This window comes from Serratia quinivorans (assembly GCF_052113645.1).
GTDB classification, from domain to species: domain Bacteria; phylum Pseudomonadota; class Gammaproteobacteria; order Enterobacterales; family Enterobacteriaceae; genus Serratia; species Serratia quinivorans_B.
Window position 1 is genome coordinate 54286 of the sequence record NZ_JBIEIU010000016.1, and the last position, 21345, is coordinate 75630.

25 protein-coding genes are annotated in these 21345 nt (G+C 57.0%); 1 reads left to right on the top strand and 24 read right to left on the bottom strand.

Translation table 11 applies throughout. From position 1 onward, the window contains the following. Positions 1 to 60: 60 nt before the first annotated feature. The 5 genes from uhpB to ACGS9J_RS22785 form a co-directional block, all read right to left on the bottom strand. Positions 61 to 1602, bottom strand: coding sequence for a signal transduction histidine-protein kinase/phosphatase UhpB (uhpB, locus tag ACGS9J_RS22765; RefSeq protein ID WP_442233016.1), 1542 nt, complete (start codon positions 1600 to 1602; stop codon positions 61 to 63). Further along, positions 1602 to 2192 carry a transcriptional regulator UhpA gene (uhpA, locus tag ACGS9J_RS22770; RefSeq protein ID WP_020824721.1) on the bottom strand — a complete coding sequence of 197 codons (591 nt, stop codon included), beginning with the start codon at positions 2190 to 2192 and terminating at the stop codon, positions 1602 to 1604. The genes uhpB and uhpA overlap by 1 nt, the downstream gene beginning before the upstream one ends. Positions 2193 to 2312: 120 nt before the next feature. Continuing rightward, on the bottom strand, positions 2313 to 4007 hold the full coding sequence (gene eptB, locus ACGS9J_RS22775; protein ID WP_442232993.1) for a kdo(2)-lipid A phosphoethanolamine 7''-transferase: 1695 nt from the start codon (positions 4005 to 4007) through the stop codon (positions 2313 to 2315). A gap of 224 nt (positions 4008 to 4231) precedes the next feature. Further along, a complete protein-coding gene (locus ACGS9J_RS22780; RefSeq protein ID WP_004934114.1) occupies positions 4232 to 4657 on the bottom strand; it encodes an organic hydroperoxide resistance protein in 426 nt (141 codons plus the stop codon). Positions 4658 to 4814: 157 nt separating this feature from the next. After that, a complete protein-coding gene (locus tag ACGS9J_RS22785) occupies positions 4815 to 5279 on the bottom strand; it encodes a MarR family winged helix-turn-helix transcriptional regulator (protein WP_442232994.1) in 465 nt (154 codons plus the stop codon). A 112-nt stretch (positions 5280 to 5391) separates the two neighbouring features. Between ACGS9J_RS22785 and ACGS9J_RS22790 the strand changes: the two genes are divergently transcribed. Next, a complete protein-coding gene (locus tag ACGS9J_RS22790; RefSeq protein ID WP_442232995.1) occupies positions 5392 to 5991 on the top strand; it encodes an HD domain-containing protein in 600 nt (199 codons plus the stop codon). Positions 5992 to 5994: 3 nt separating this feature from the next. Here the strand turns inward: ACGS9J_RS22790 and ACGS9J_RS22795 are convergent, their stop codons facing one another. From ACGS9J_RS22795 to ACGS9J_RS22885, 19 genes are all read right to left on the bottom strand, one after another. After that, positions 5995 to 7347, bottom strand: a complete 1353-nt coding sequence (locus tag ACGS9J_RS22795; RefSeq protein WP_442232996.1) for a carbohydrate porin — start codon at positions 7345 to 7347, stop codon at positions 5995 to 5997. 682 nt (positions 7348 to 8029) lie between these two features. Next, a complete protein-coding gene (locus ACGS9J_RS22800; RefSeq protein ID WP_442232997.1) occupies positions 8030 to 9700 on the bottom strand; it encodes a hypothetical protein in 1671 nt (556 codons plus the stop codon). 2 nt (positions 9701 to 9702) lie between these two features. Continuing rightward, complete coding sequence (locus tag ACGS9J_RS22805; RefSeq protein WP_442232998.1) at positions 9703 to 10245, bottom strand: baseplate complex protein; 543 nt, start codon at positions 10243 to 10245, stop codon at positions 9703 to 9705. Then, complete coding sequence (locus ACGS9J_RS22810) at positions 10233 to 10940, bottom strand: hypothetical protein (RefSeq protein WP_442232999.1); 708 nt, start codon at positions 10938 to 10940, stop codon at positions 10233 to 10235. Before ACGS9J_RS22810 ends, ACGS9J_RS22805 begins: the two co-directional genes overlap by 13 nt. Positions 10941 to 10942: 2 nt before the next feature. Further along, entirely contained in the window at positions 10943 to 12487 is a 1545-nt protein-coding gene (locus tag ACGS9J_RS22815) for a phage tail-collar fiber domain-containing protein (protein WP_442233000.1), read from the bottom strand. A 14-nt stretch (positions 12488 to 12501) separates the two neighbouring features. Beyond that, entirely contained in the window at positions 12502 to 13110 is a 609-nt protein-coding gene (locus tag ACGS9J_RS22820; protein ID WP_442233001.1) for a hypothetical protein, read from the bottom strand. Beyond that, positions 13103 to 14287 (bottom strand): baseplate J/gp47 family protein, encoded by a 1185-nt coding sequence (locus tag ACGS9J_RS22825; protein ID WP_442233002.1) that lies wholly within the window; start codon positions 14285 to 14287, stop codon positions 13103 to 13105. The genes ACGS9J_RS22820 and ACGS9J_RS22825 overlap by 8 nt, the downstream gene beginning before the upstream one ends. Then, positions 14277 to 14612, bottom strand: a complete 336-nt coding sequence (locus ACGS9J_RS22830; RefSeq protein ID WP_442233003.1) for a DUF2590 family protein — start codon at positions 14610 to 14612, stop codon at positions 14277 to 14279. The genes ACGS9J_RS22825 and ACGS9J_RS22830 overlap by 11 nt, the downstream gene beginning before the upstream one ends. Beyond that, entirely contained in the window at positions 14605 to 16434 is a 1830-nt protein-coding gene (locus ACGS9J_RS22835; RefSeq protein WP_442233004.1) for a phage tail tape measure protein, read from the bottom strand. Before ACGS9J_RS22835 ends, ACGS9J_RS22830 begins: the two co-directional genes overlap by 8 nt. Continuing rightward, on the bottom strand, positions 16431 to 16646 hold the full coding sequence (locus tag ACGS9J_RS22840) for a DUF6890 family protein (protein WP_442233017.1): 216 nt from the start codon (positions 16644 to 16646) through the stop codon (positions 16431 to 16433). The genes ACGS9J_RS22835 and ACGS9J_RS22840 overlap by 4 nt, the downstream gene beginning before the upstream one ends. After that, positions 16622 to 16888 carry a putative phage tail assembly chaperone gene (locus ACGS9J_RS22845; RefSeq protein ID WP_115184075.1) on the bottom strand — a complete coding sequence of 89 codons (267 nt, stop codon included), beginning with the start codon at positions 16886 to 16888 and terminating at the stop codon, positions 16622 to 16624. The genes ACGS9J_RS22840 and ACGS9J_RS22845 overlap by 25 nt, the downstream gene beginning before the upstream one ends. A 120-nt stretch (positions 16889 to 17008) precedes the next feature. Beyond that, positions 17009 to 17392 (bottom strand): hypothetical protein, encoded by a 384-nt coding sequence (locus ACGS9J_RS22850; RefSeq protein WP_442233005.1) that lies wholly within the window; start codon positions 17390 to 17392, stop codon positions 17009 to 17011. After that, the gene (locus ACGS9J_RS22855) at positions 17392 to 17730 is read right to left on the bottom strand and encodes a M15 family metallopeptidase (RefSeq protein ID WP_442233006.1); all 339 of its coding nucleotides are present in this window, start codon (positions 17728 to 17730) and stop codon (positions 17392 to 17394) included. Before ACGS9J_RS22855 ends, ACGS9J_RS22850 begins: the two co-directional genes overlap by 1 nt. Then, the gene (locus ACGS9J_RS22860; protein ID WP_115184078.1) at positions 17717 to 18016 is read right to left on the bottom strand and encodes a phage holin family protein; all 300 of its coding nucleotides are present in this window, start codon (positions 18014 to 18016) and stop codon (positions 17717 to 17719) included. The genes ACGS9J_RS22855 and ACGS9J_RS22860 overlap by 14 nt, the downstream gene beginning before the upstream one ends. A gap of 9 nt (positions 18017 to 18025) precedes the next feature. Continuing rightward, positions 18026 to 18484 carry a phage protein gene (locus ACGS9J_RS22865; RefSeq protein ID WP_115059133.1) on the bottom strand — a complete coding sequence of 153 codons (459 nt, stop codon included), beginning with the start codon at positions 18482 to 18484 and terminating at the stop codon, positions 18026 to 18028. Positions 18485 to 18490: 6 nt separating this feature from the next. Next, positions 18491 to 19612 carry a DUF2586 domain-containing protein gene (locus ACGS9J_RS22870; RefSeq protein WP_442233007.1) on the bottom strand — a complete coding sequence of 374 codons (1122 nt, stop codon included), beginning with the start codon at positions 19610 to 19612 and terminating at the stop codon, positions 18491 to 18493. Beyond that, positions 19612 to 20313, bottom strand: a complete 702-nt coding sequence (locus ACGS9J_RS22875; RefSeq protein WP_442233008.1) for a hypothetical protein — start codon at positions 20311 to 20313, stop codon at positions 19612 to 19614. Before ACGS9J_RS22875 ends, ACGS9J_RS22870 begins: the two co-directional genes overlap by 1 nt. Next, the gene (locus ACGS9J_RS22880; protein ID WP_442233009.1) at positions 20310 to 20804 is read right to left on the bottom strand and encodes a phage tail protein; all 495 of its coding nucleotides are present in this window, start codon (positions 20802 to 20804) and stop codon (positions 20310 to 20312) included. The genes ACGS9J_RS22875 and ACGS9J_RS22880 overlap by 4 nt, the downstream gene beginning before the upstream one ends. Beyond that, positions 20801 to 21268, bottom strand: a complete 468-nt coding sequence (locus ACGS9J_RS22885) for a head completion/stabilization protein (protein WP_442233010.1) — start codon at positions 21266 to 21268, stop codon at positions 20801 to 20803. The genes ACGS9J_RS22880 and ACGS9J_RS22885 overlap by 4 nt, the downstream gene beginning before the upstream one ends. Between the last annotated feature and the right edge of the window lie 77 nt (positions 21269 to 21345).

Sequence of the window (21345 nt, forward strand, 5' to 3'; positions counted from 1 at the left end):
CATGCTGCGCGCGCGCGAAAATGGCTTACGCCGGATTCCCGACGCAGTTAGGAGTATTTCCTAGTTTGGCTCTTCTGCCGTTGAAACTGTGGGTAAGATCACATTCAAACAGGTGCCGCTCTCCGACGTGAGCCGCAGCCGGCCGCCCAGTGCGCTAATACGTTCTTGCATGCCGCGCAGGCCATAACCCGGCTCATGGTTGGCCAAATCGATACCGATGCCGTTATCGCGAATGGTCAGCAGGATTTGCGGCGGCCGCCCCTTAGGGTGACGAAGACGCGCATCCAACTCAATGCGACTGGCGGCAGCGTGGCGACAGACGTTGGTCACGCCCTCCTGACACACCCGGTACAGGGTGATTTTCAGCGTTTCATCCAGCAGCTCATCCGGCACCTGCCACCGCATCGTACTCACCAGCGACGTATCCTGCGGCAGCGACTCACGCAACATCGCCGCCACCGCCGCCGACAGGGGCAGATTATTCAGCGCGGCGGGCCACAGTTGGGTCAGTACGTCATGCACGCCGTCATACACCCGCAGCGCCAGCGTATCTATCGCTTCTGCACAGCCTATCACTGGCGGCTGAGGCGCCAGGCGCTTGATAATACTGGCCTGGGTACGGATGACGGTGATGGTCTGGCCGACTTCGTCGTGCAGCTCCCGCGCAACTTCTCGCCGGGTCTGTTCTTCGGCCGTCACCAGCGCGCGCGCCAGCTGGCGATTTTCGGTCAATCGCAGCCGCAGTTGATGATTCAGCTCGCGCTGGCGTTGAATGCCGGCCCCGAGCAGCAGGCCGGTCAGGCTTTGGGCCAGCAGCGACAACAGCAGATCACGATGCGATTCAGGCTGAGGCGGCTCGTTGGCCACCAACACCACGCCGTTGAGCAACGTCGCCAGCAGCGCGCCCTGCCAGCCGTAGCGATAGGACATAAAAACGATCGGGATAGCCAGACAAAACGGCGCAAAGCGACGCAGCTCGGCGGCATTCACCTGCTGCTGCAGCCAAATACTGAGCGCAAACAGCAGCAAATAGCTGGCCAGATGGCGCAGCCGCAGCGTGACCGGTTTATGGATCAGGCCCGGTTCGAGCGGCACCCAGATCTGCCGCGCCAGATAGTGCCACAACAGCAGACAGGTCGGGGCGATGGTGAAACCGCCCGCCAGCCCAAGTAACAGTGCGCGAGCCCCCTCGCCGTTCGCCACCTGCCACACCAGCGCCTGCAGCAGTGCGGCCACCGCCACCACGGCTCCCTGCATCAGCGGCCATTGCCATTCGCTGTCGTTTTGCTGATGGCGTAGCAACCAGGGGGAAGCGACCAGACTGAGCAATACCGTTAACACCAGCACCACCACCGAAGCCCACAGCGCCGGCCCGTAACCGAACTGATCTGCCAGCAACGCCATCAGCAGCAAATCGGCCAGCAGGATCCCCGGCCAGAAGCGGTAAGGGCTTTGCAGCAGAATGCCCATCCGTAAACCAAACGGGAACAACAACAGCGCCTGCCAGGGCGGGTCGATCAGCGCGGTGCCGATGCCCCACAGGCAAAATGCGCTGGTGGCATAAATAAAAAACAGCGCCAGTTGGGTGATCAGGCGCTGCATCACAGATTCAGCATCCGCTTCGCCAGTTCGACGTTGTTATTGATGCCCAGCTTGGCGAACAGATTGGCGCGATGCACATGCACCGTTTTCGGCGACAACCCCAGTGCGACGGCAATCTCCCGCACTTCTTGACCCTGAGCCAGCAGCAGCGCGATTTCACGTTCGCGGCGCGTCAGGGGATCCACCTTCACCCGCGCCAGCTGCTGGGCGATTTCAGGCATCAGGTACACGCCACCGCTGGCGACGGTGCGCACCGCCGTGATCAAATCTTCCGGCTTGCAGCGTTTGGACAAGAAACCGCAGGCACCGCGTTCCAGCGCCATTTCCACCAGTGCCGGGTTGTCATGCATCGACAGCATCACCACCCGGATCCCGGAAGGGATGTCCGCCAGCAAATCCAGCCCGCTGCCATCCGGCATCGAAATGTCGCAGATGCAGATTTCCGCCTCCAGGCCGGGCAAACCGGCGCGCGCCTGAGCCGCGCTGCTGAATTCCCCCACCACCTGAATATCTGCTTCCAGCGACAGCAGTTGCACAAAGCCCGATCGCACAATGTCATGATCGTCAATAAACGCCACGCGCAAGGTCATGGAAAACTCCGGTTCGAAGGGGAAAGTGCGCAAGTATAGCGCAAGCCTGAGCCGGATTAATTGATGAAAGGAAGGTATAAGCAGATTTTACCGGGCGCAATGCGCCCGGTATTGAGGAGGTTACAGCTGCGCTGCCGGTGTTTTATCCTGCGGAATATTGCACCAGTTGTTTTTCGCCACTATACCGCCGTTCGGCGAGGTATAACCGAGGCAACCGAGAATGGAATCGAACAGCTCTACGTGGCGGTGCGTTTTGCCAACGCGCTGCTGCGCCTGCAATTGCTCAAATGCGCCACGGTGCTGGGGATCTTCCAGGAATTTGTCGGACGCCCATACCATCATCGGCACGCGGAACTGCTCCGGCGGGGCCATTTCACGCGGCGTACCGTGCAGGTGCGAGTTCTCGCCTATCGATTCGCCGTGGTCAGACGAATAGAACACAATCGCCTTCTTCTCGCGTACCTGATCAATCACGTTAGCGATAAAGCTGTCGGTATACAGCACCGAGTTATCGAAGGCGTTGATCAACTGATCCTTGGAACAGAAGTCGTCGACGCCGATACACTCCGGCTGATAACGCGCGTAGCTACGCGGATAACGCTGTGAATAGAGGTAATGCGAGCCTTTGGTGTGCAGGATCACCATATGCTTGCCCTGCGGATAACGGGCCAGCGACTCTTTCATTTCGTCCACCAACAGCATGTCGTCAACCGATTTACCGTCGTTACGTTTCTCGGAGGCAATCATTTCGCGGAACGAATAGTTGTTCACTTCGGTATTGTTGTAGAACCAGACCTCGCTCTGCATGGCGAACAGCTCAGAGGTGAAGCCCAGCCCCTTGAGTACCGCAAACACATTTTGCTCTTTCAATGTACGTTGCGGGTTGTCTGAGGTACCGCCTTCCCGCACGAACATGCAGCGCAGCGAGAGTTTCGTCGAGGTATCGCAGGATTCGCCGCGGAACGCGACCAGGTTTTTCTCTTTGGACAACCGTGGCGTGGTGTCACGGTCGTAGCCCAGAATCCCCATGTGATCCCAGCGCGTGGTTTCACCGATAATAAACACCACGTAGGTGTCATCGATATCGGCCGGCGGCACATAGGTAAAGTTCTTGGCCGGGTCGAACAAATTGGCCTGATCCTGACTTTCGTCGTAACGGGTATAGGCAAACAGCCCCAGCGCCGACAGCCAGTTGGATGGCAAATAGGAGTGCGCCACTACGCCACCGTAGCTTGGCAGATCCACATTGGTGATTTTTTCCTGCGCGCTCTGCTCGTTATCCAGCATACGCAGCGGCAACCACACCAGCGCCACCACCGCCACCAACACCGCCAGCGGTTTCACCCGGTGTCCGGGGGTTTTCAGCTGTTCGATCAGCGTGTAACGCAGATTGTTTTTCCAAATGCACAGCAGCGGCAATGCGCTGAGCACCACCATCCACAGCACAAAGTGCATGCCGACCACTTCTTTAGACAGGTCGATATCGGTGGTCATGACCGAAACCACAATGCCGTAGCCAATCACCACGTTGAAGAACGTCATGTAATAGCTGGCGGCCACGGAGATCAGCACCAACAGCGAAGCGACAATGCGGTAAAACAGCCGGCCACCCAGCGAGACCAGCCGCATAATAAAGAAGGTGAACAGAACGATAGCGATAACCTCGGTTACCGCAGAAATAACCTTAATCCCCTGAATGCCGTGCGAAAACGAATCAAAGCGACGATAAAAAACGGAAAGGTTTAAAAAGATGCCGATATAGATCGCTAACAATAACGATAAATTCTGCTGTGATAGCGATTTAACTTTGTTCATGTAACGCGGTGGCTCCGGGGACGATAATAGTTCTGAATCAGTCAGACATTCAATGCGGCCTCAGGTTCAGCCGATCGGCAATAAGCGCTATTTCGGGGGTAATAATCAAGAGAATTCTCAAAAAACGGGTGTTTTTTCCATTTTTTGCGAAAAAGCTCAAAGAGGGGCAGAACGAGAAATGGAGGGATAACCCCTCCATTTTTTCCGTAGCGTTAGCGCAAATCTTACTTCACGTTAAGCGTGACATCAATATTGCCGCGGGTGGCGTTGGAATAAGGGCAGACCACGTGCGCTTTTTTCACCAGGTCTTCCGCCACGCTGCGCTCAATGCCCGGCAGGCTGATGTCCAACTGCACTTCGATACCGAAACCGTTGGGGATTTCGCCAATGCCGACGGTGCCGTCAATTTTGGCTTCGGCCGGGATCTTCACCTTTTCTTTCGCCGCAACAAACTTCAGCGCACCGAGGAAACAGGCCGAGTAACCGGCAGCAAACAGCTGTTCCGGGTTGGTGACTTCACCGCCCGCGCCACCCATTTCCTTCGGCACACCCAGTTTGACATCCAACACGCCGTCGGATGAGGTCGCACGGCCATCGCGGCCACCGGTTGCTGTGGCATGAGCGCGGTAAACAACTTTTTCAATCGACATAATTCATTCCTTCTTTTGGGTTGGAGGCATGACATCGGATCCAGTTGGCTGAACCCGACCACAGGTCTATCTTTCGCGATTAAATCGCGCACTACTTATATTTCCCACTTATTTCAGTGTAGCGCAGGATCGGCGATCCTGCGTCTGGCACCGGTCGTCAAATCTGATCGATCAGCTTGCTGCGCAGCTTTTCCAGCTGCTGCTTGATATTAACGATTTCATCGAGGCTGCAATCAGTGGCGCACATGACCGCTTCCGGCACCGCCTGCGCTTTTTCACGCAGCGCCCGCCCGGCCTCCGTTAACGCGATGATCACCTGCCGTTCATCGGTGGTAGCGCGGTAACGCAGTAACAGTCCTGCGCTCTCGAGCCGCTTCAGCAGCGGCGTCAGCGTGGCGGAATCGAGAAACAGCCGCTCGCCGATGTCCGAAACCGTGATTTCGTCCCGCTCCCACAGCACCAGCATCACCAAATATTGCGGATAGGTGAGATCGAGCTGGCTCAGCAGTTTGCGATACACCTTGTGCAACGCCAGATTGGCGGAGTACAGGGCAAAACACATCTGCTGATCGAGCAGCAGCAGGTTTTTCGCTACGGGTTGTTCGGCGTCTTTGATTTTCATGACTTGAATATAGATAGTGCACGATGTAATCGCAAGCTATTATTTAAAGGGTATGCTACCTTTTTTAATGCAGGGGATGCCACAGCAGGGTGCTGTGCAGGAGGAAAAGGATATGACAACCACACTGGCAGAACGCGCCCGCCGCTACGCCACCAAGGCGCATGCGGCTATCGATCAGCGCCGCAAATACACCAATGACCCCTACATCGTTCACCCGCAGGCGGTAATGGAAATCGTCAGCAGCGTGCCGCACAGCGAAGAAATGCTGGCCGCCGCCTGGTTGCATGACACGGTGGAAGATACCCCCACCACCCTGGCCGATATCGAAAGCCACTTTGGGCCACAGGTGGCAGAACTGGTGGCAATGCTGACCAACGTCAGCGGCACCGGCGGCGGTAACCGCTTTGAACGTAAAAACCGCGATCGACGGCACAGCGCCAACGCTTCACCGCAGGCCAAGACCATCAAACTGGCGGATCTGATCGACAATACCCGTTCGCTGCTGGAGTTCGACAGCCATTTTGCGCGGACCTATCTGATAGAGAAACAGCGGCTGCTGGAGGTGCTGACCGAAGGCGACCCGACGCTGTGGCGCCAGGCGAACCATATCGTCGAACAAGGCTTGGCAAAACTGCTGTTGCCGCCGCATAACGTCCCGGCAGGCTGGTTCGAACATGCGCGCCAGCGTTACCGGGAAAGCGATGCGGCGTAATCGTCAGAAGGTCACTACCGTTTTCAACGCCGTGACCCAGGCGTCCTGCGTTTCGCTAACGCCCCCCGGATGATGCCAGTATTGTAAGCCCGGTTGCAGCTGCAACCACGAGGTGACGTTGAAACGGTAATAGAGTTCTGCCGTCACCGAATACCCTGGCACCGGGTGATAATTGGGATCGTTATACGCAGTGGCGTTGTTGATTTGATTCAGGTAACGCTGGTTATCCCGATAATGATCGCTGAGCTTGACCATGGAGACACCCAGGCCCAGCCCATCGTCCGGCCGCGCGTCAAACAACCCGCGGTAGCGAATGCCGGTCGAAGTGGAGTAATGCATATAGTTGGAACGCGGATCTGCCAGCCCCAGGCTGTAGAACAGGCTCAGCCCCCGATTGGCGTCATTCGGATGACGCGTCAGCTGCTGGTTAAAGCCGCTGTACAGGAACCAGGTGCGGTTATGGTTGCGATAACCGTTCGGATCGCTCGCCCCCGGACCGCCGGAAACCCCCTCATACAAATCCTGCTGCCCGGCATTGGTAAACAACACGCCCAGGTTATAGACCCCCGGCAACTGATTGACCGCATGGGTTTTCAATTCCAGCTCCATTGGCAGCAGTATCCCCTTGCTGCCCTTGGTCGACCCACTCCAGGCATGGCTGCGGCTTGGGGCATCGGGATTTTGCTCCATCAGACCGGTTTTGAAGGTCAGTCCGTCCGTCAGTTTGTATTGCAGGGTGGTGCCCCAGTAGTGGACGTTCCAGTTATACCAGGTCAATGAGTTGGCGGACTTGCCGCCGCACAGCGTCAGCGTCTGGAAATCGCAGGGAATGATCTGATCGAAGTCCTGCACCTTGTTCATCATGCCGATGCGCCATTGCAGACGGCGGTCAAGGAAGCTGCGGCTAAAGGTCAGCCAGCCCAGCCGGGTAATCGACTGGCCGCCGTAGCTTTCCTGCGACAGATCGGTCGGATTGACGCGCGGATCCTGCAGGCGATCGCGCGTTAGGTTGTTATCATGGTTACGGTTAACGATATTGCCTTCAATCGCCGCATCCGGAATACCGGTCAACGCCTGCAGATCCTGGCTGAAGGTCAGCGAGAACTGATCGATATAGGACGCCTGCCTGTCGTGGTTGTATCCCCCGCCGGCGTTATAGGAAAGCTGGCTGAGATAACCCAGATTATAGTGAAAACCATGATCCTCCAGGATCGGCCTGATCCCCAACATATCGCCCAACACACCTGCTGCCGGCGGCTCGAACCCGAGCGCAATGCCTTGCCATTGGGCGGTCGGTGCCTCGATGTCTTTGGCGGTTTGCAAAGTTTCGGCCTGTGCGCCAACGCTGACCCACAATAACCCCTTTAGGGTTGAGTTAATTAAAGTAACACAATGAAGTAAAAGGAATTATTTCATTCAATGTCCACACATTGACCACGTCGACAAAAAGGCCCCGTTTATCGGGGCTTTTTCATAACGGATAGCCAATGAATGATAACGGATAACGCGCGATCCCTTCCCGATCCAATCTCTACAATTTTTGCAATGTCCCACCGCCGCCCAAACTCCCCGCCAAGCCGCGCCGCTACTGGCTTTCATGTGCTACCCGTTACTTGTTACGACGTCGCATTTTATCGCGACGATCCAGACGAAAAGCAAAGCGATCCATTTTAAACCAATCACTTAGCAATAACGCCCTGAGCGCCGTTCTGGGTCTTCTTTGCAAAATACTGAAATTTATTGCACCGCGTGCAATTGGCGGCGCTCGTCAGAACCCCAGCCACGGCGCGGGCTGGCGGTGGCGTTTGCACCAAAATTCTTTTGCAATATTTTTAGCACGCAAAACGTGCAGGCGGGTGCGGTGTAGCGCCGATTCCGTCGGTTGAGTATTCCGTCCCGTCAAATTCTGGTGGTGTGGGTGGTCTGTGGTGCGGTGTTTGATGATGCTCAGGCGTGCGCGTGTGGCGTCGCTGGTGCGGCGCTCTATAGGCGTGTCAGGCGGTTGTATTGGAAGTGTGGACGGAGGACTCCGCCCAGGTTATTTGATTAGGGGGCTGTAGTTGTTTTTCAGTTCGGTGGCAGTGTTGCCGGTGGCGGCTATGTCATTGGCGTTGGTCGGGCTGCCGGTGTTGGAATGCGTGTGTTCTGCTGTGCGCTGTGCCAGGGTCTGCACCACGTCCAGGGTTTGCAACATCAGCGATAACACGTTGGTGTCAGTGGTACCCACATGCACTTGGCTGGCGATCAGTTCCAGGCTGGCGGATATGCTGCGGCGTAGCCCGGTAATTTTCTCTGTGAGCTGGCCGCCGATCTCTGCCAGGGCATCCTGGCTAATTTTGTGTGTGACGCTATTGGCTTTCACTAACAGCTTGCCCGTTGTCCCGATGCTGTAATCGCCCTGGGAAAGTTGGACGATAGCCCCCGCTAACAATTTGGCCGTGCCGATCACAGTTGTGGTGTCGGTGGCCTGAATGGTGGTTGTTCGCTGGGTTAGCGTTCGGCTTTCTTCGTCTGCGGTGATTGTGCGTGTGGCGCTGGTTTCCTGGATAGCCTGGTCAGTTTCTCGTTGCCAGTCTCCCGCCTGGCTGACGCGTTGGAACACCTCGGCCCGCTGCTGCTGGAGCTGTTCGCCCGGCTTGATGCCGGGAAGGCTGTTACCTTGTGGCAGTACCTGGCGGATAAAGGGCTTATCCGGTCTGCCGTCAGTGAAAGCCAGTTCTACCAGTGTCCCCGCGGGTGGGTAGTGCATCAGGCCCGATTCATCCCCGGCCATGGGTACCGGCAGGGCGACAGCAGGATAAACCGGCGTTTCATGGTTTGCCGTGCCGTTCTCGTCCAGCAGTTGCACGTCGACCGCAAAACGCGGTCTGAAGGGGTCGGAAATGTCGCCCAAACTAGCCCCCTCGGTCGGCGCTTCAACGCGGGCCAACTTCGGCAAGTGCAACCCCGCGGCCAGTTCCGGGTGTGCGGTTTCCAACTGGCGCTCAAACGGGCTTTTTTGTTTGGGTTTTCCCTGGGCATTTATCGGTGTCCAGGTCAGGGTAATGTCGTCATCTTTCAATGCTACACGGGTAATGCGTTGCCCGTTCGCCAGCACGCCAGGGCGAATTGCAGGGATAGCCGGTAATGTCATGCTGTTACCAGCTCCGGCGGCCTTGGCGTACTCGTTCGGGATGTCGATCGGCAGATTGGCGAAACGCGAATCTTGCCAGGCGCCTAACCACACAGTCCCGTCCGGCAACTGCTGCCAGATGTAATCAGCAATCCCAAATGCCCGGCCCAGATTGGACAGCAGTTGCCAGCCTGTGCCGCTGTGGACGAAATGGGGGATTGGGGTGTCGGTATAGGCTTTGCCGTCCGGCAAAATAAATGCCAGGCCGGAATCGGCGGCCAGCTTGTCCGCAACCTGGCGTAACGTGGGGTGCTGCATAGACACTGGCCAGCTTTTTTCGAAAACGCCGACCAGCTCGCGCACAAACATCCGGCGGTAACCATTATCCGCGGCCTGGTCGCGTTCAACGTAGCCGGTAAACCAGCGTAACGTCTGGTTGTTGTAGCCAACGTTAATCCGGATCAGTTTGCCTGTGCTGACCTGGTCAGTTTCGGCAGTGATGAAGCCCCGACCGCATGCGCTGAGGTCAAGCACCAGCTCATGGCTTGCGATCGGCACGGTCTGGGCGTCAATTTGCAATGTGGTGATCGGTTTCATAGTTATGCCAGCTTATCGTCGATTTTTTTCAGGAATTTCTCAAACGTAGTTAATTCCTGTTTGCCTTCTTCGCCTGTGGCGCCTGGTGTACCGTTGGCACCTTTGGCGGTCTGGGTTTTGTTCTTCACGCTGCCCGCGGTACGTGCGGCGGCCTTCTCGGCGACGCTGTCCTGCTCTTTCAGGGTGAAGTTGACTATCCAGATCATTTTATTTGTCTGCGGGGCTGCGTCGATTGAGCCGGAGAACATACCCTCACGAAAATTTACCAGTTGCGCGGTTTTGTTTGCCACGCGGTAACGTCTCATTGCGCCATTGCTGCCTTTAGCTTCCGCCAAGGCATACAACCGGCTGAGCACTTCCGGATTTTTGAAGGGAATAACTCCGGAGATTCGAAGCTCTTTAGCCTTTACGCCTTGTTCTGCGGTCGCTGTGCTGGATGCTTGCCCCGATTGGTCTTTGTCCGGGATTTGCATCTGTGGCGTGACCAGGATTTCTTTCAGCGGGATGGCTTCGCCGTCCAGCGCCAACATGATTATTTGGGCCATGTGATCATCCCCTTAAGTCCTGCCAGGTCACCCGCAAACAATGCGCCCATGGTGTAAATTGCATCGGGAATTGGCACGCCGTTGATGATGTCGGCGGCAATGTTGGCCGGTTCGCCGTGCGCCTGGTATGTCCAGACCTGGACACTTTTACCCTGTAGCGCGGCCAGGGCATCCGTGGCGGCCTGGCTGGCCTGTTGGCGCAGTGTCGTCAGTGAGGCTAGCGCGGTGCCTATACCTTCCAGTGATGCCCCCTGGCTGGCTTGCGCGGCAGCGTTTGCCAGGCGTTGTGCATTCATCGCCGTGCGACAGGTACCTACTGACAAAGGGACACTGGCCGGTAAACCACCACCCATAACACCCGGCAACTGCATTTTTGTTGCCTCCAGTTGAAGGGCTGCGGCGCTTTTCCTGGCCGTCTGCATGAAGACTGGCAAGGGGAATACACCCGCCATGGTGTCCAGAGTCGCTTTGAAGTCTGGTAGGTTATAGCCGGTCAACAGGAAAACGATCACATCCTGTATACCACCGGTATTACGCAGTCTTTCGGCCAGGTATTCGATGGCATTCTGAGGGCTGAGATACGGCCCCGACTCCGTGATTTGTGCCGCGCCGTATGTCCAAGGGTGCACAGCCAGCAGTGAGCAAGTCACTGTCTGAAGGTTTTCAGGAAAACCCAGTTCGGCCAGTGTCCACATAATCAGTAACCTACCGCCAGCCAGTAGGCTGAAAGCTCGTTATCATTCATCCAGCAATAAAAACCGTGATTATCTGCGCCCTGGGCAATGATGTTACGCTCCGATCCCGATTCGCTGACCTGGCGTAAAGTCAGTTGTATCGACAGTACGGCATTAGGGAATGGAATACTGTATGAGACTGGGTTGGAATTATCCGACCTGTTGACGATGCCACCCTGGGTGATTTTTCCGCTGGAATCCCGTGACCACCAGTTGGGGCCATCGATATGTAACTCATTCGGGCGATAATTAGGGCTGTAAACACGTTGTCCAGCCTCATAAATTTCTACGCCGTTCGATGTAACGAAATTTCCCCTAGAATCCAATCCGAAGCTTTTGCCCGAAACATTCGACGTAAAGGTGATAGTTCCGGCATCACCCGCTGTGATTGTACCAATCCGTACCCCATTCCCATTGCGAATGATGAACGCACCACCTTGCGTTCCTACGTCGCCCTGAGCATTAGTCCAGCCATTGATCGTCCCGCCGCTAAGTGGGAAGAACTTCTGGTCGGCTTCGCCCTGGCTATAAGCGCCGACGTCGTGAGCGGAAAGCACATCTTTTACCGCCAGTTCACCCAGTCCGAGATTGTCACGGCTGACTCTAGCGTCGGCTAGGTCGGACAAATTGGTGGCTTTACGCAAAAATTCGCGGTCGGCTTCTTGTTCGCCCTGGGAGCCTTTTTTACGTAGGTCGGTGACGCTGCTATCTGCTGCAATGCTGGCAAGCGCCGTTACGTAGTGCTGATAGCCCTGTGCGTCGGTGTAGTCCGTGAGGTTATCGGCGGTAGTCAGTGCGATGCGGGCTGACCAACGGCTGGTCGTTGCTCCTTGCCAGCTCACGTCGGCCCAGACTGTTGTCGGTTTGGTTGTGACAGCGACCGGGAGGTCGGTAGCCAGTTCGGCGCGAATGCCGCCGACGTAGCCCCGACCGGCTGTTGCAGCAAAGGTGTCTCCGTTCCTGACGATAAGGAAGGCGTCGCCAAAAAATGCCCCAGGGCCGTAGACTTCCATATTAGCCAGGCGCAACTGCTCGTCCTGGCCGAAAAGGCGGGCAGAGAAGTCGATTTGCCAGGTGGAGGCCGTGACGGTGATTTGTGATGCACCCGCGGCGCCGTTGAACTCCATCACCAGTGTGCGGGTCAGTGTGTTGCCTTGATTCTGGCCACTGGTCGCAATTTTCTTTTGGGGGCGGGTATGTACAACCATGCACAGCGTACCGCTGGCGGCATCCTGAAGCCCGATCCAGTTGTAGTCGAAGTCGCCGACGGTGGTGTCCATTACCACGGAGTAGGCCACGGCATCCGTATTAATCAGCCCGTGCTGGGCAACGGGTGCCTGGTACACAATTTGATTGGCCGGCGGCAACGCCTCATCCCTGTCCATTTCCCCTTCAGGGTCTTGTCCTGGGACAAAAGCAAAAACGAAGGTGTCCGGCCTGGCGGGCAAGTTTGCCGCGGTTCGCTCGGCGCACCATTGCTCAAATTTTCGGGTAATGATTGCGGGCATCGTGTTTTTCCTCGTTATACCGTCAAGTAGTAACCGTCTTCGGTCAGCAGGTTGAACGGGTCTTCGGTCATGATTTTTGCGTCAACGCCGGGTTGTGCGGCAACGAGCTGGTGATCGTTATCAAAGTGCGCGGCGCGGACAGCGGCGGCGGCGGTATTTACCACCTGGAACTGATACCGGCGGCAGGTGCGCCCGTACTGGCGGATGATCTCCTGCATCAATGCGGCGTTGCTGGCCAGTTGGCTGTCATTGAGGCGGATGATAATGACATCCCAATCAATGCCCGGCTGACGCTCAGCCTGGCCAATTTCGCCAATGTCCAGGCGGCGGAAAATGTTTCGAAAGCCTGCCAGGCTGCCGCTGTCCTGGGCGTTGAGAAACGCGAACTTAACGCGCTTGCGATACAGGCCTAGCGGTTCACCGTCAAAGCGGGTGATGTCGCGCTGATACGCCAGCAGGTGCAATATCTGTACGGTGCAGGTGAGCGGGTCAGTTTGCTGTAGTGGCCAACTTATCCAGCCGCGCACCTTATGCCAGAACGTGCCCGCGGCGGTGGCCAGTTTTTTAACCTCGCCACGGTTTAACCAGGTGGGGAGGGTGATCGTTAATTTCTTCTCATCCACTGGTCAGCTCCACGTGCAGCGCATCCAGACGCGGGATATTCAGGCCGCTGATAATGTCCGGCAAAGAGAACTTCAGTGACTCTAGTTCAGGTAATAACAGGTGCAGCTCTTCGCCCAGGCGTGAGAATGAAAATCGGCTATGTGGCCAACTCTTTGTTACCTGGTAGTCGGCGTTATCGCGAAAGGCGCAGCGCACAACGTTGGTGATTTTCTTCTTTAGTTCGGCTTGCTCGTCATCGTCCAGGTTCAAGGTACTGAAATACCAGGCCTCGACCGTCAGGTCGTGATGGGTTTCCGGGATGGGGAAGCACTGCATGTCATCGCCGTGGCCATGGTAGCCCTGGCCATTGATATGGTCGTTAACCTTCTCGACAAACGACGCGGACGGCACGCCGGTATCCAGCAGTAAAAAGGCGTTGGCGGTACCCGGCCCGCGGGGGGCGTCATGTTCGAAGAAAATACGGTCGGTGCTCAGCCCGGCCACGGCGGCAATCATGCCGCGGTAGACAGCGTCAACATGATAGCTTCCGACCAGGTTGTACTGGTTGCGGCAACGGTCGCGCAGGTCGTCGTCAGATTCCACGTCTGCACCTGGCGTGCTCAGCCAGTTGTCCCGGTTTTCCACCGAGGCGATCCCGCTGATTTCCTTCGGCAAAATGCGGTAATAACCTGGTGCCAGGTTGTACGCAGTTCCCGGTTTGGTGGCGGTGGTCGCAATGCCCTGGAAGGCAACGTCTGCTGGGATGACGGTATCGGCGTTAACGGCAACGGCATACACCTTGTCATTGATACGCTCGGTCTGAATCAGCGTACCTGCGGGGATGGTGATCGCCACGCTGGCGTCTGTTTTGACAAAGGTGATCAGCCCGGCGGTCGCCGTCGCTGTTTTCCTCTCAAGATTGAGCGCCCAGGCGAACAGATCAACAAATACCCCGGAAGCTGTCGCCAGGTACATGCTCGGCATAACGGCAGTGACTAACGCGTCTTTCAGCCACATGACTGGCGCGGTGACGATAGCCGTGATTAACCGCCAAAACGGGGACATTTTGGAGGTGTTAGTTATCAGCCCTTCCTGCTCGACGATAGCGTCAAACTCAGCGCGGGCTTGTTCTTCTGTTACTGGCATCCCGCCTTCATGCAGGGAGGCTTCGAAGTCGATAGTGGGTTTAGTCGCCATAGTTGATCCCCGCGTCAATCGGGCCGAATTCGTAGGTTTCGGCCAGGATGGTTAATCGCGTGCTGCTTTCCTCGTTGATGTAAACCTTACCCGGAACCAGGCGGACGTCGTCTTCGACCAGGATGATCATTTGCATGATGATGTCTGCCCGCAGCGTCGGGCTGCGCTCGGCAATCAGCAGGGCAGGTAAGCCGGACTCCATCAGCGCGTGCTTGATGTCCTGGGCGATACTGACCCTGTTGCTGCACAGTTCCGGCTCGTTCCCCGCATTCAGGGTGATGTCCCGATCGGTGATCAGCAGGTCGATGTACAATTCGTCAGCCATACATTTCCTGATATTCCTGAAGCTGTTGCGGAGACAGTGGGGTGGTTACGTTGAACTCCATCCGGCCAATGTGCTGATTATTTTCGATTTTCTTACTGTTGTTATTGTTGGCCTGGCTCAGTTGGCGACTGATGCCTCCCTGGCCGACGGTTTTGGTCTGTCCGCCGGTTAAGACTTGCGGAGCGCTGGCCCCGTCGTTTTTAGCCTGGCCCTGTGCCCCCGGTGGTGTGTCGTCTTTGAGGGCGATATTGACACCGGGAAGGTGATTTAACTTGTCCACAATCCAGTTGTAGGTGCCGTTAAACGCACTTTTCAGGTAGTCCCACAGCCCGCTAAATACGTTGGTGATGGCGGTGGCGAATCCTTCGAAGGCGGCCAACGGTGACAGACCGGCAAAGAAGTTAACCACCATTTCCCAGCCCAACATGATGCTTGCCCAAACGCCGGAGAAATACGCGGTGACGCTATCCCATACGCCGACAATCTGATCCCATAATACCGTCAGGTCTTTGCCTATCTCGCCAAACGCCCAACTCCAGTATTGATACTGGTCGTAAACAGCCCAGGCCAAAATGCCCAGGGCAACGATGATCAGCAATATCGGGCTGGTTAACAGTGAGAACAGACCGGCTATCACGGTGATCACTGCGCCCACGGCGGCCAGTGACAGCAGGCCCAGCACGATATAGCCAATCCAGCGGGAGATATTTGGGAACATGTCGGCCCACCTGGCGAACCGTTCCCCGATGGCCGTGATTTTTGCCAGTACCGGATTGAGTACCGGTAGCAACGTGCGCCCGATAGTGGTGTTGATGGCATTCCAAAGGGCGACCAGGCGTTGCCATGGGTCGGCCATTTTTTCGGCCATTTCCGTGGCGTGCTTCATACCCTGTGCATTACCCATGGCATCCATGTTTTTGCGTAGATCGCCGACGTTGTCATAGAGCTGTTTGATGACGTTAGCCCCTTCGCCGAATGCTTTGTCCAGCGCGGCCTGGGCTTTGATATTGCCTTCGATGGTCTTGCCGTATTTGCCCTGGAGTTTTTCCAGCATGTCAGGCATAGACATCATTTTGCCGGTGGCATCGGTGAAGCTCAGTCCCAACGATTGCGCGCCTGCTTGGGCTGTTTTCAAAAATTGCTCGTAGGCGCCCGCGCCTTCGCTGCCCATGGTGCGATTCAGTTCACCCAGGACGGCGAATTGTTCCTCCATCCCGATCCCGTAGTTGCTGCCTTCGCCCTTGCTGCCGACCAGCATGTCCTGCACGGTGGCCATGTCCATGCCGAAGGTTTTCACCATGTAGGCGCCCTGGTCGGCCAGCTTTTCAGCAAACTGCACTTTGCCCATCTTGTCAGCGGTGCTTTTAAACTGGTTGTACATGGCACCCATGAACCCGCTGGCGTCTTCCGCGCTGGTTTTGGTGGCGGCGGCCAGGGTATTGGCGGCGATGACGTAGCGGGGGAGTTCGGTGTCGGTCAGCCCGGCAATGCTGCCTTTGATGGCCGACGCCGACGCAACAAATTCAACGGCGTTTTTGCCGTAGCGGATGCTGAATCGGTTGGCGTCGGATGCCAACGTGTTCAGGGCGTTCGTGTCCACACCGCGCAGGGATAATTCATCCAGGGCGTGCTGCATTTCGTAGGCTGGCCCCAGCATGGCTTTGATAGATTGGGTGACACCCCAAATAGCGGCGGCGCCTACACCAATCTGTCTAAAGTTGCCTTGCGACTTTTCCGCAAAGTTACCGACAGCCGACTGCGCCTGCTTGAGCGGGCGGGTCATTTTGTCGATGAGGCTTAGGGTAAAGTCGAGCTGTTTCATGATTCGCCTTTGAATGCCTGGGCAATGCCGTTATTAACGGCAATGCTCATATATTTCCAATAACGGTTATCCAGCCAACTGGCGCGGGCCAGGCTTTCGTCATCGTCCGTTTCCTGCGGCAGATAATGGCGCCGCAGGGCAAAAAGCTGTTCCAGCTCGTTGGACTCGATCGCCTTGACCCGCTCTTTCAGTTTTTTATCTGGATATCCAATTCAGGGGTAAAACGCTCATTCACTTTCGCGGCGATCTGCATCCCGGCGCTGGGTTGTTTGAGGAAGGTTTCCAGCGCGTCTTTCGATTCGGCGGCCACAATACGGCGCAGGTAGTTGGTCGCCGGGGCGACTTTGTTGTCCATGCTGGTCTCGTTGACCATCTTGTTATACGCCGTGATGGTCGGTTGGAAGGCCATGTCTACGCCTGCTACGGTCAGAATGATTATTACTTGATCGCTCATGGTGTTATCCCGTTTTCTCGTTGTTCAATTTCTGCAACCAGCGCGTTGTGGCGGGCTGCGCATAGGGGGTAAAGTTTTTGATATTCCAGTAGTGCGGTGGTCATGGCGCCGCCGGTAGCGTCAGCGAGGCGCGGCAGCACCGTCGGGCAGCGGCTGCGCAGGTTGGCCTGATAAGGCACGTTCGGCGCGGTCGGTGGCGGCGTTGAACAACCGGACAAACTCGTCAGAAGCGCACACGTTGCGAAACACCGGTTTAACCGTTTCAGTGCGGATTTCCCGTTCAGTGCGTATCTCATTGCCGCGCAACGCCTCCAGTTTTTCTTCCAGCAATTTGGCCGATACCCCGGCCATCTGTTCGGTATACCGGCGACTTTGTTCTGCCCCGGCCGTGGCTGCCCGTTCGATCACTAACTGCTGGCTGTCCTGGTACCATCCGGCAGTCGTCCAGCCGCACCCAAAGGCAGCACCCAGCGCCAGCAGTAAGACGATCGGCGACAGGTTCATCAGCGGACGCCGTTGTGTTCCAGGCTAAAGTGGTTGCCGTCTGGACGGGAGAATCGACCGCCCCAACTGCCGCCAATGCTTTCCCAGAATTTGCCCAATTCGATATAGGCGGCGCTGTCCGTCTGGTATTGCCCGTTTATGAACAGGTTAAAATCGACGGCCAGGCGCTGTGAGTGCAGGCTATTGGCGATCCCTTTGCCGGACTGGGCATTCAATCTGGCTTGCTCCGGCGTGCGGTAGGCTTCGCCGAAAGTCAGGCGGTAGCCTTTTTCATCCGCCCACAGAATGAGCTGGGCGATCAGTTTGGTAAAAAGCTGCTGTTTTTCACTTAACGTCATTGTTTTCCCCTTGTACCCACTTGTTGCCGCGGCGGCGTAGCCAGCGCTCGACGAATTGATAGCCCGCAATCCCCAGGGCGCACCCGATGCCGTTGATAGCGACCGGGGACAGGTCAGGGAACTGTACCAGCGCGATCCCGGCCACCATCGAAACGGCAGACCCCAGAATGATGCGGCCCACCATCAGCCGCGGGGTGATCGGGTCTTTGCTGTTCAATACCTGCCCCAGGGCGATCACGGCGCCGATGGCAGCCAGGGTCAGGATTTTCTTTTCGTGGTCTTGCATCCCGTCCCCTTAGCCCAGCAGGTCGCGGGTGTCTTCGGCGGACAGGTACGGAATACCGTTAATCCGCACAAAGTCGGGCGACGTGACCAGGTACTTGATTTTGTGGCTGGACGTTCCGGCGCTGGAGGTGTCGATCGCCAGCAGGTTGGAGACGTTCAGCTTGCAACCGTAGGCTTCGACCTTCAGCTCTTCATCCCCAGCCTTGGCGTAGAACAGGAAGTCCTGAAGCTCAATGCCACGCCATGACCCGGCGGACTGGGCTTTTGACTGCACTAATTTCAGGTTCTTGGTATCCAGCTCAATTTCGCCCTCGGCGGCGACTGCCCCGTCGGTATACCCATCAGGAATGCCGCGGGTTTTCGACACTTCGGTGTCGTCGGTGATGTCCAGGGAGATGTTCTTCACCTGGATGGCAACGCCGCCCATGTCGATGTCGAACGACTGCCCCGAAATGCGTTTGGTGCTCATTGGCGGTTACTCCGTGTCCAGGCTGGTATCCAGCAAGATGTTGACGGTGATCCCCTTCGGGCTTTCGTAGGGGCGGACGGTCAGGTACACACTGACGTTTTTCCTGTCCTGCCAGGTGATCACCACGTCGCCCTCGCGTGGCGTCTTCACTTCGCCAGGGAACGCAACGTTGTTAATTTGTGTGCTGCGTGACATTTCGCGCAGTACGCGACTGAAAAACACCTGATTGGCTGCAATGCTTCCCGGTGTGCTGTTCAGGCTACGGTCGCCGATTTTGGTGATGGCCTGTAAACGTACCCGGCGGGCGGCCTTGTCAACGGTTCGCAGGTATTCAATTACCTGGTAGTCGCCGCCTTCAACGTCCAGCGTCAGGCCGTCAGCCCAGTACATCCCGTCAAAATCCGCATACCACATCGGCACGCTGTAGCGGTTGGCATTCAGCGTTTGCAGGTTCGCCAGGCTAATTTCCACGCCGTCTTTGTCGGTTGGGCGCTCGGTGCTGCCGATGTCCAACAGGGCGCCGGTTTTCACGCGGGCAGGGCTGTCGGCAATTGTCACGGCACGGTTGCACAAGCGACCTGCCAGGACTCCGGGTTCATTGCCCCACATCCGCGGAACTAATTGCACGCCGAAGGCGGCTACGCCGTTCTCCAGTGCGGCCAGGCGCGTTTCATACTCCGCCCAGGTCTCTTCGGCCTGGATACCTTCCACGCCCAGGATGAACCACACCCAGCGCCCGTAACTGGCAATCAGGTCAGCGCGTAATGTATTGGCAGCCTCAATGTCAGCTTTGGCTTTGACATCGATCAGCAACACCACGCCTTCCACGGATGCGACGGCTTGCGCGGCTTTGACGGCAGCGACCCAATCCTCCGTTTTGGCCTCGGGGGCCAATACCTGGACATAACCGAAAGTGTTCTGGCCTGCGTTGGCAAAGGCGGCTTTCACGTTGCTTTTCAGCACGCTGTCAGCATCCCCCAACAGGGCGTCGAAGTCCGATTGGTTGTTGACTGACAGCAGGCCGCCGGTCGCGGCGCCGATACCGATGTACAACAGGACGCGCTCCACCTCGTTGGTGGTGCCCTGGTACTGGTTGAGCTGGTTAATGGTGACATTCGGCCAGGTCATTATTGTTTCCCCTTAATGTCTTGTGCCTTCACATCCCAACCAAAACCAATAGCCTGGAGCTGGCGGGCAAGAATGCGGTTGAACTCGTCGTCACTCACGCCCAGGAATACGCGGGCGGGAATGTCAATTTTCCAGGTGCGCTTCGGCGGCTTACCGCTAAGCTTTCTAATCAGCAGGCCCGCCTGGGCCATGCTCATTTTTTCCGTAATCTCTTTTGCCGTGGCTTTGGCGTACCGTTTGCCGCGCCAGACCTTGTACCCCAGCTTGCGCAGCTTCCTGGCTTGCCGGGCGTTGGCCGGTTTGTCCTGGCTGCTCGGACGCGGCGCGGTACCGGCGTTGCCCTGGATGCTGGCACCGCCTTGGTGCACGGCGCCAATCAGCCCGGCGGCGACGGATTTCCCCGCGTTCTGGTACTTCCCGCCTTGGAGATATATCCGCACGGCGCCAACCTCCGGCATTTCCTTGACGTGCAGCAGTTTCGGTAACTGCCGTAACATCTTCTTTTTTCCCCGTTTGCGCTTTGCCCAGGGCTGGCCGTCCGGGTCTGTCTGGTTACGGGCGTTACGCTTTGCGGCGGTGATCACGCCCAGCTTGGCGATGCGCCACAGCAGGCGCTGCTGCTTTCTTGCGGGCATGTCGCCGGAGGCTAACGCCTCTTTCAGGGCGGCCAGTTGGGCTTTATTCAGCTCGCCATGGATCATTCGCTGTTGCCGTCGACGTTGGCCCCGACACTGTCGGCGCCGTACACGGTGGCCGTCTCGGCAATCAGTACCACCGGGTCGCCCAGGCGCCAGCGTTTACCGTCGTGCGGTACTGGCCCTGCTTCGTCTTCGATAATGCCCAGTTCGTCCACCAAGGGGACGGAAACACTGACAATCGCGGTTTGCTCGTCAATGGGTTGTGGGTCGATGTCCGGGTCTTCCAGGCCCAGTTCTTCGCGCAGGTCATTGGCATGGTCGCCCAGCCAGACCAGCACCAGCGTATACAGCAACTGGGGATCACACAGGCGATAGGGCCAGTCGTCCCAGCGCAGTTCGCCGGTGTACGTGGTGTAGCCAATACGACGCTGCCCCATCCCCATGTCCTTGTTGCTGGCCACGATTTTCTGGTCGTCCATGTAGCTGTCAAAGTCACTCACTCTAACCGGCAGATTTTCCTGCAAAAACGCGGTCAAGCTCGTTAACTGGCTCATATCAGACTGACCCCAACGCGGGATTTGCCCTTGATGTTGCGAATAACCAGCGTCGACTCGGCGATCAGCGATTCGCGGGTCTCGTTGCTCTCCTGCCCTGGGTGGGTTTCCCTGCGGCCAATGCTGGCGAACTCACCCAGCAAATCGGCCTTGGCGCGGGCATACACGGCCTTTTTGTATTGGGCAGTCAGTTGGTTTTCACCGTTGACGGTGGCGCCCGGTACGTCTAATGCAGCGTCGTACCCTTTGGCCTGCTGTTGTTGCACATATCCCGCCAGGCTGGTGTTGACCTCACCGACGGCAGCCAGAAGAGCCTGCACGGCGGTAGCACCGTCCATGTGCGGCGGGATAGCGCGTTGTTTCTGGAACTCGCCCAGGTTCAAATCCGGCCAGAACGGCACGGCGGTATTGGCGATTGTTACGTCCTGGTATTCCAGACTTTTGCCACTGAATCCTAAGCTCATACATCACCTGTAAAAGAGAAGCGGGCTAACCGGTTTCTTTGGCCACGAAAACCTTACGGGTTATCAGCCTCCACCGT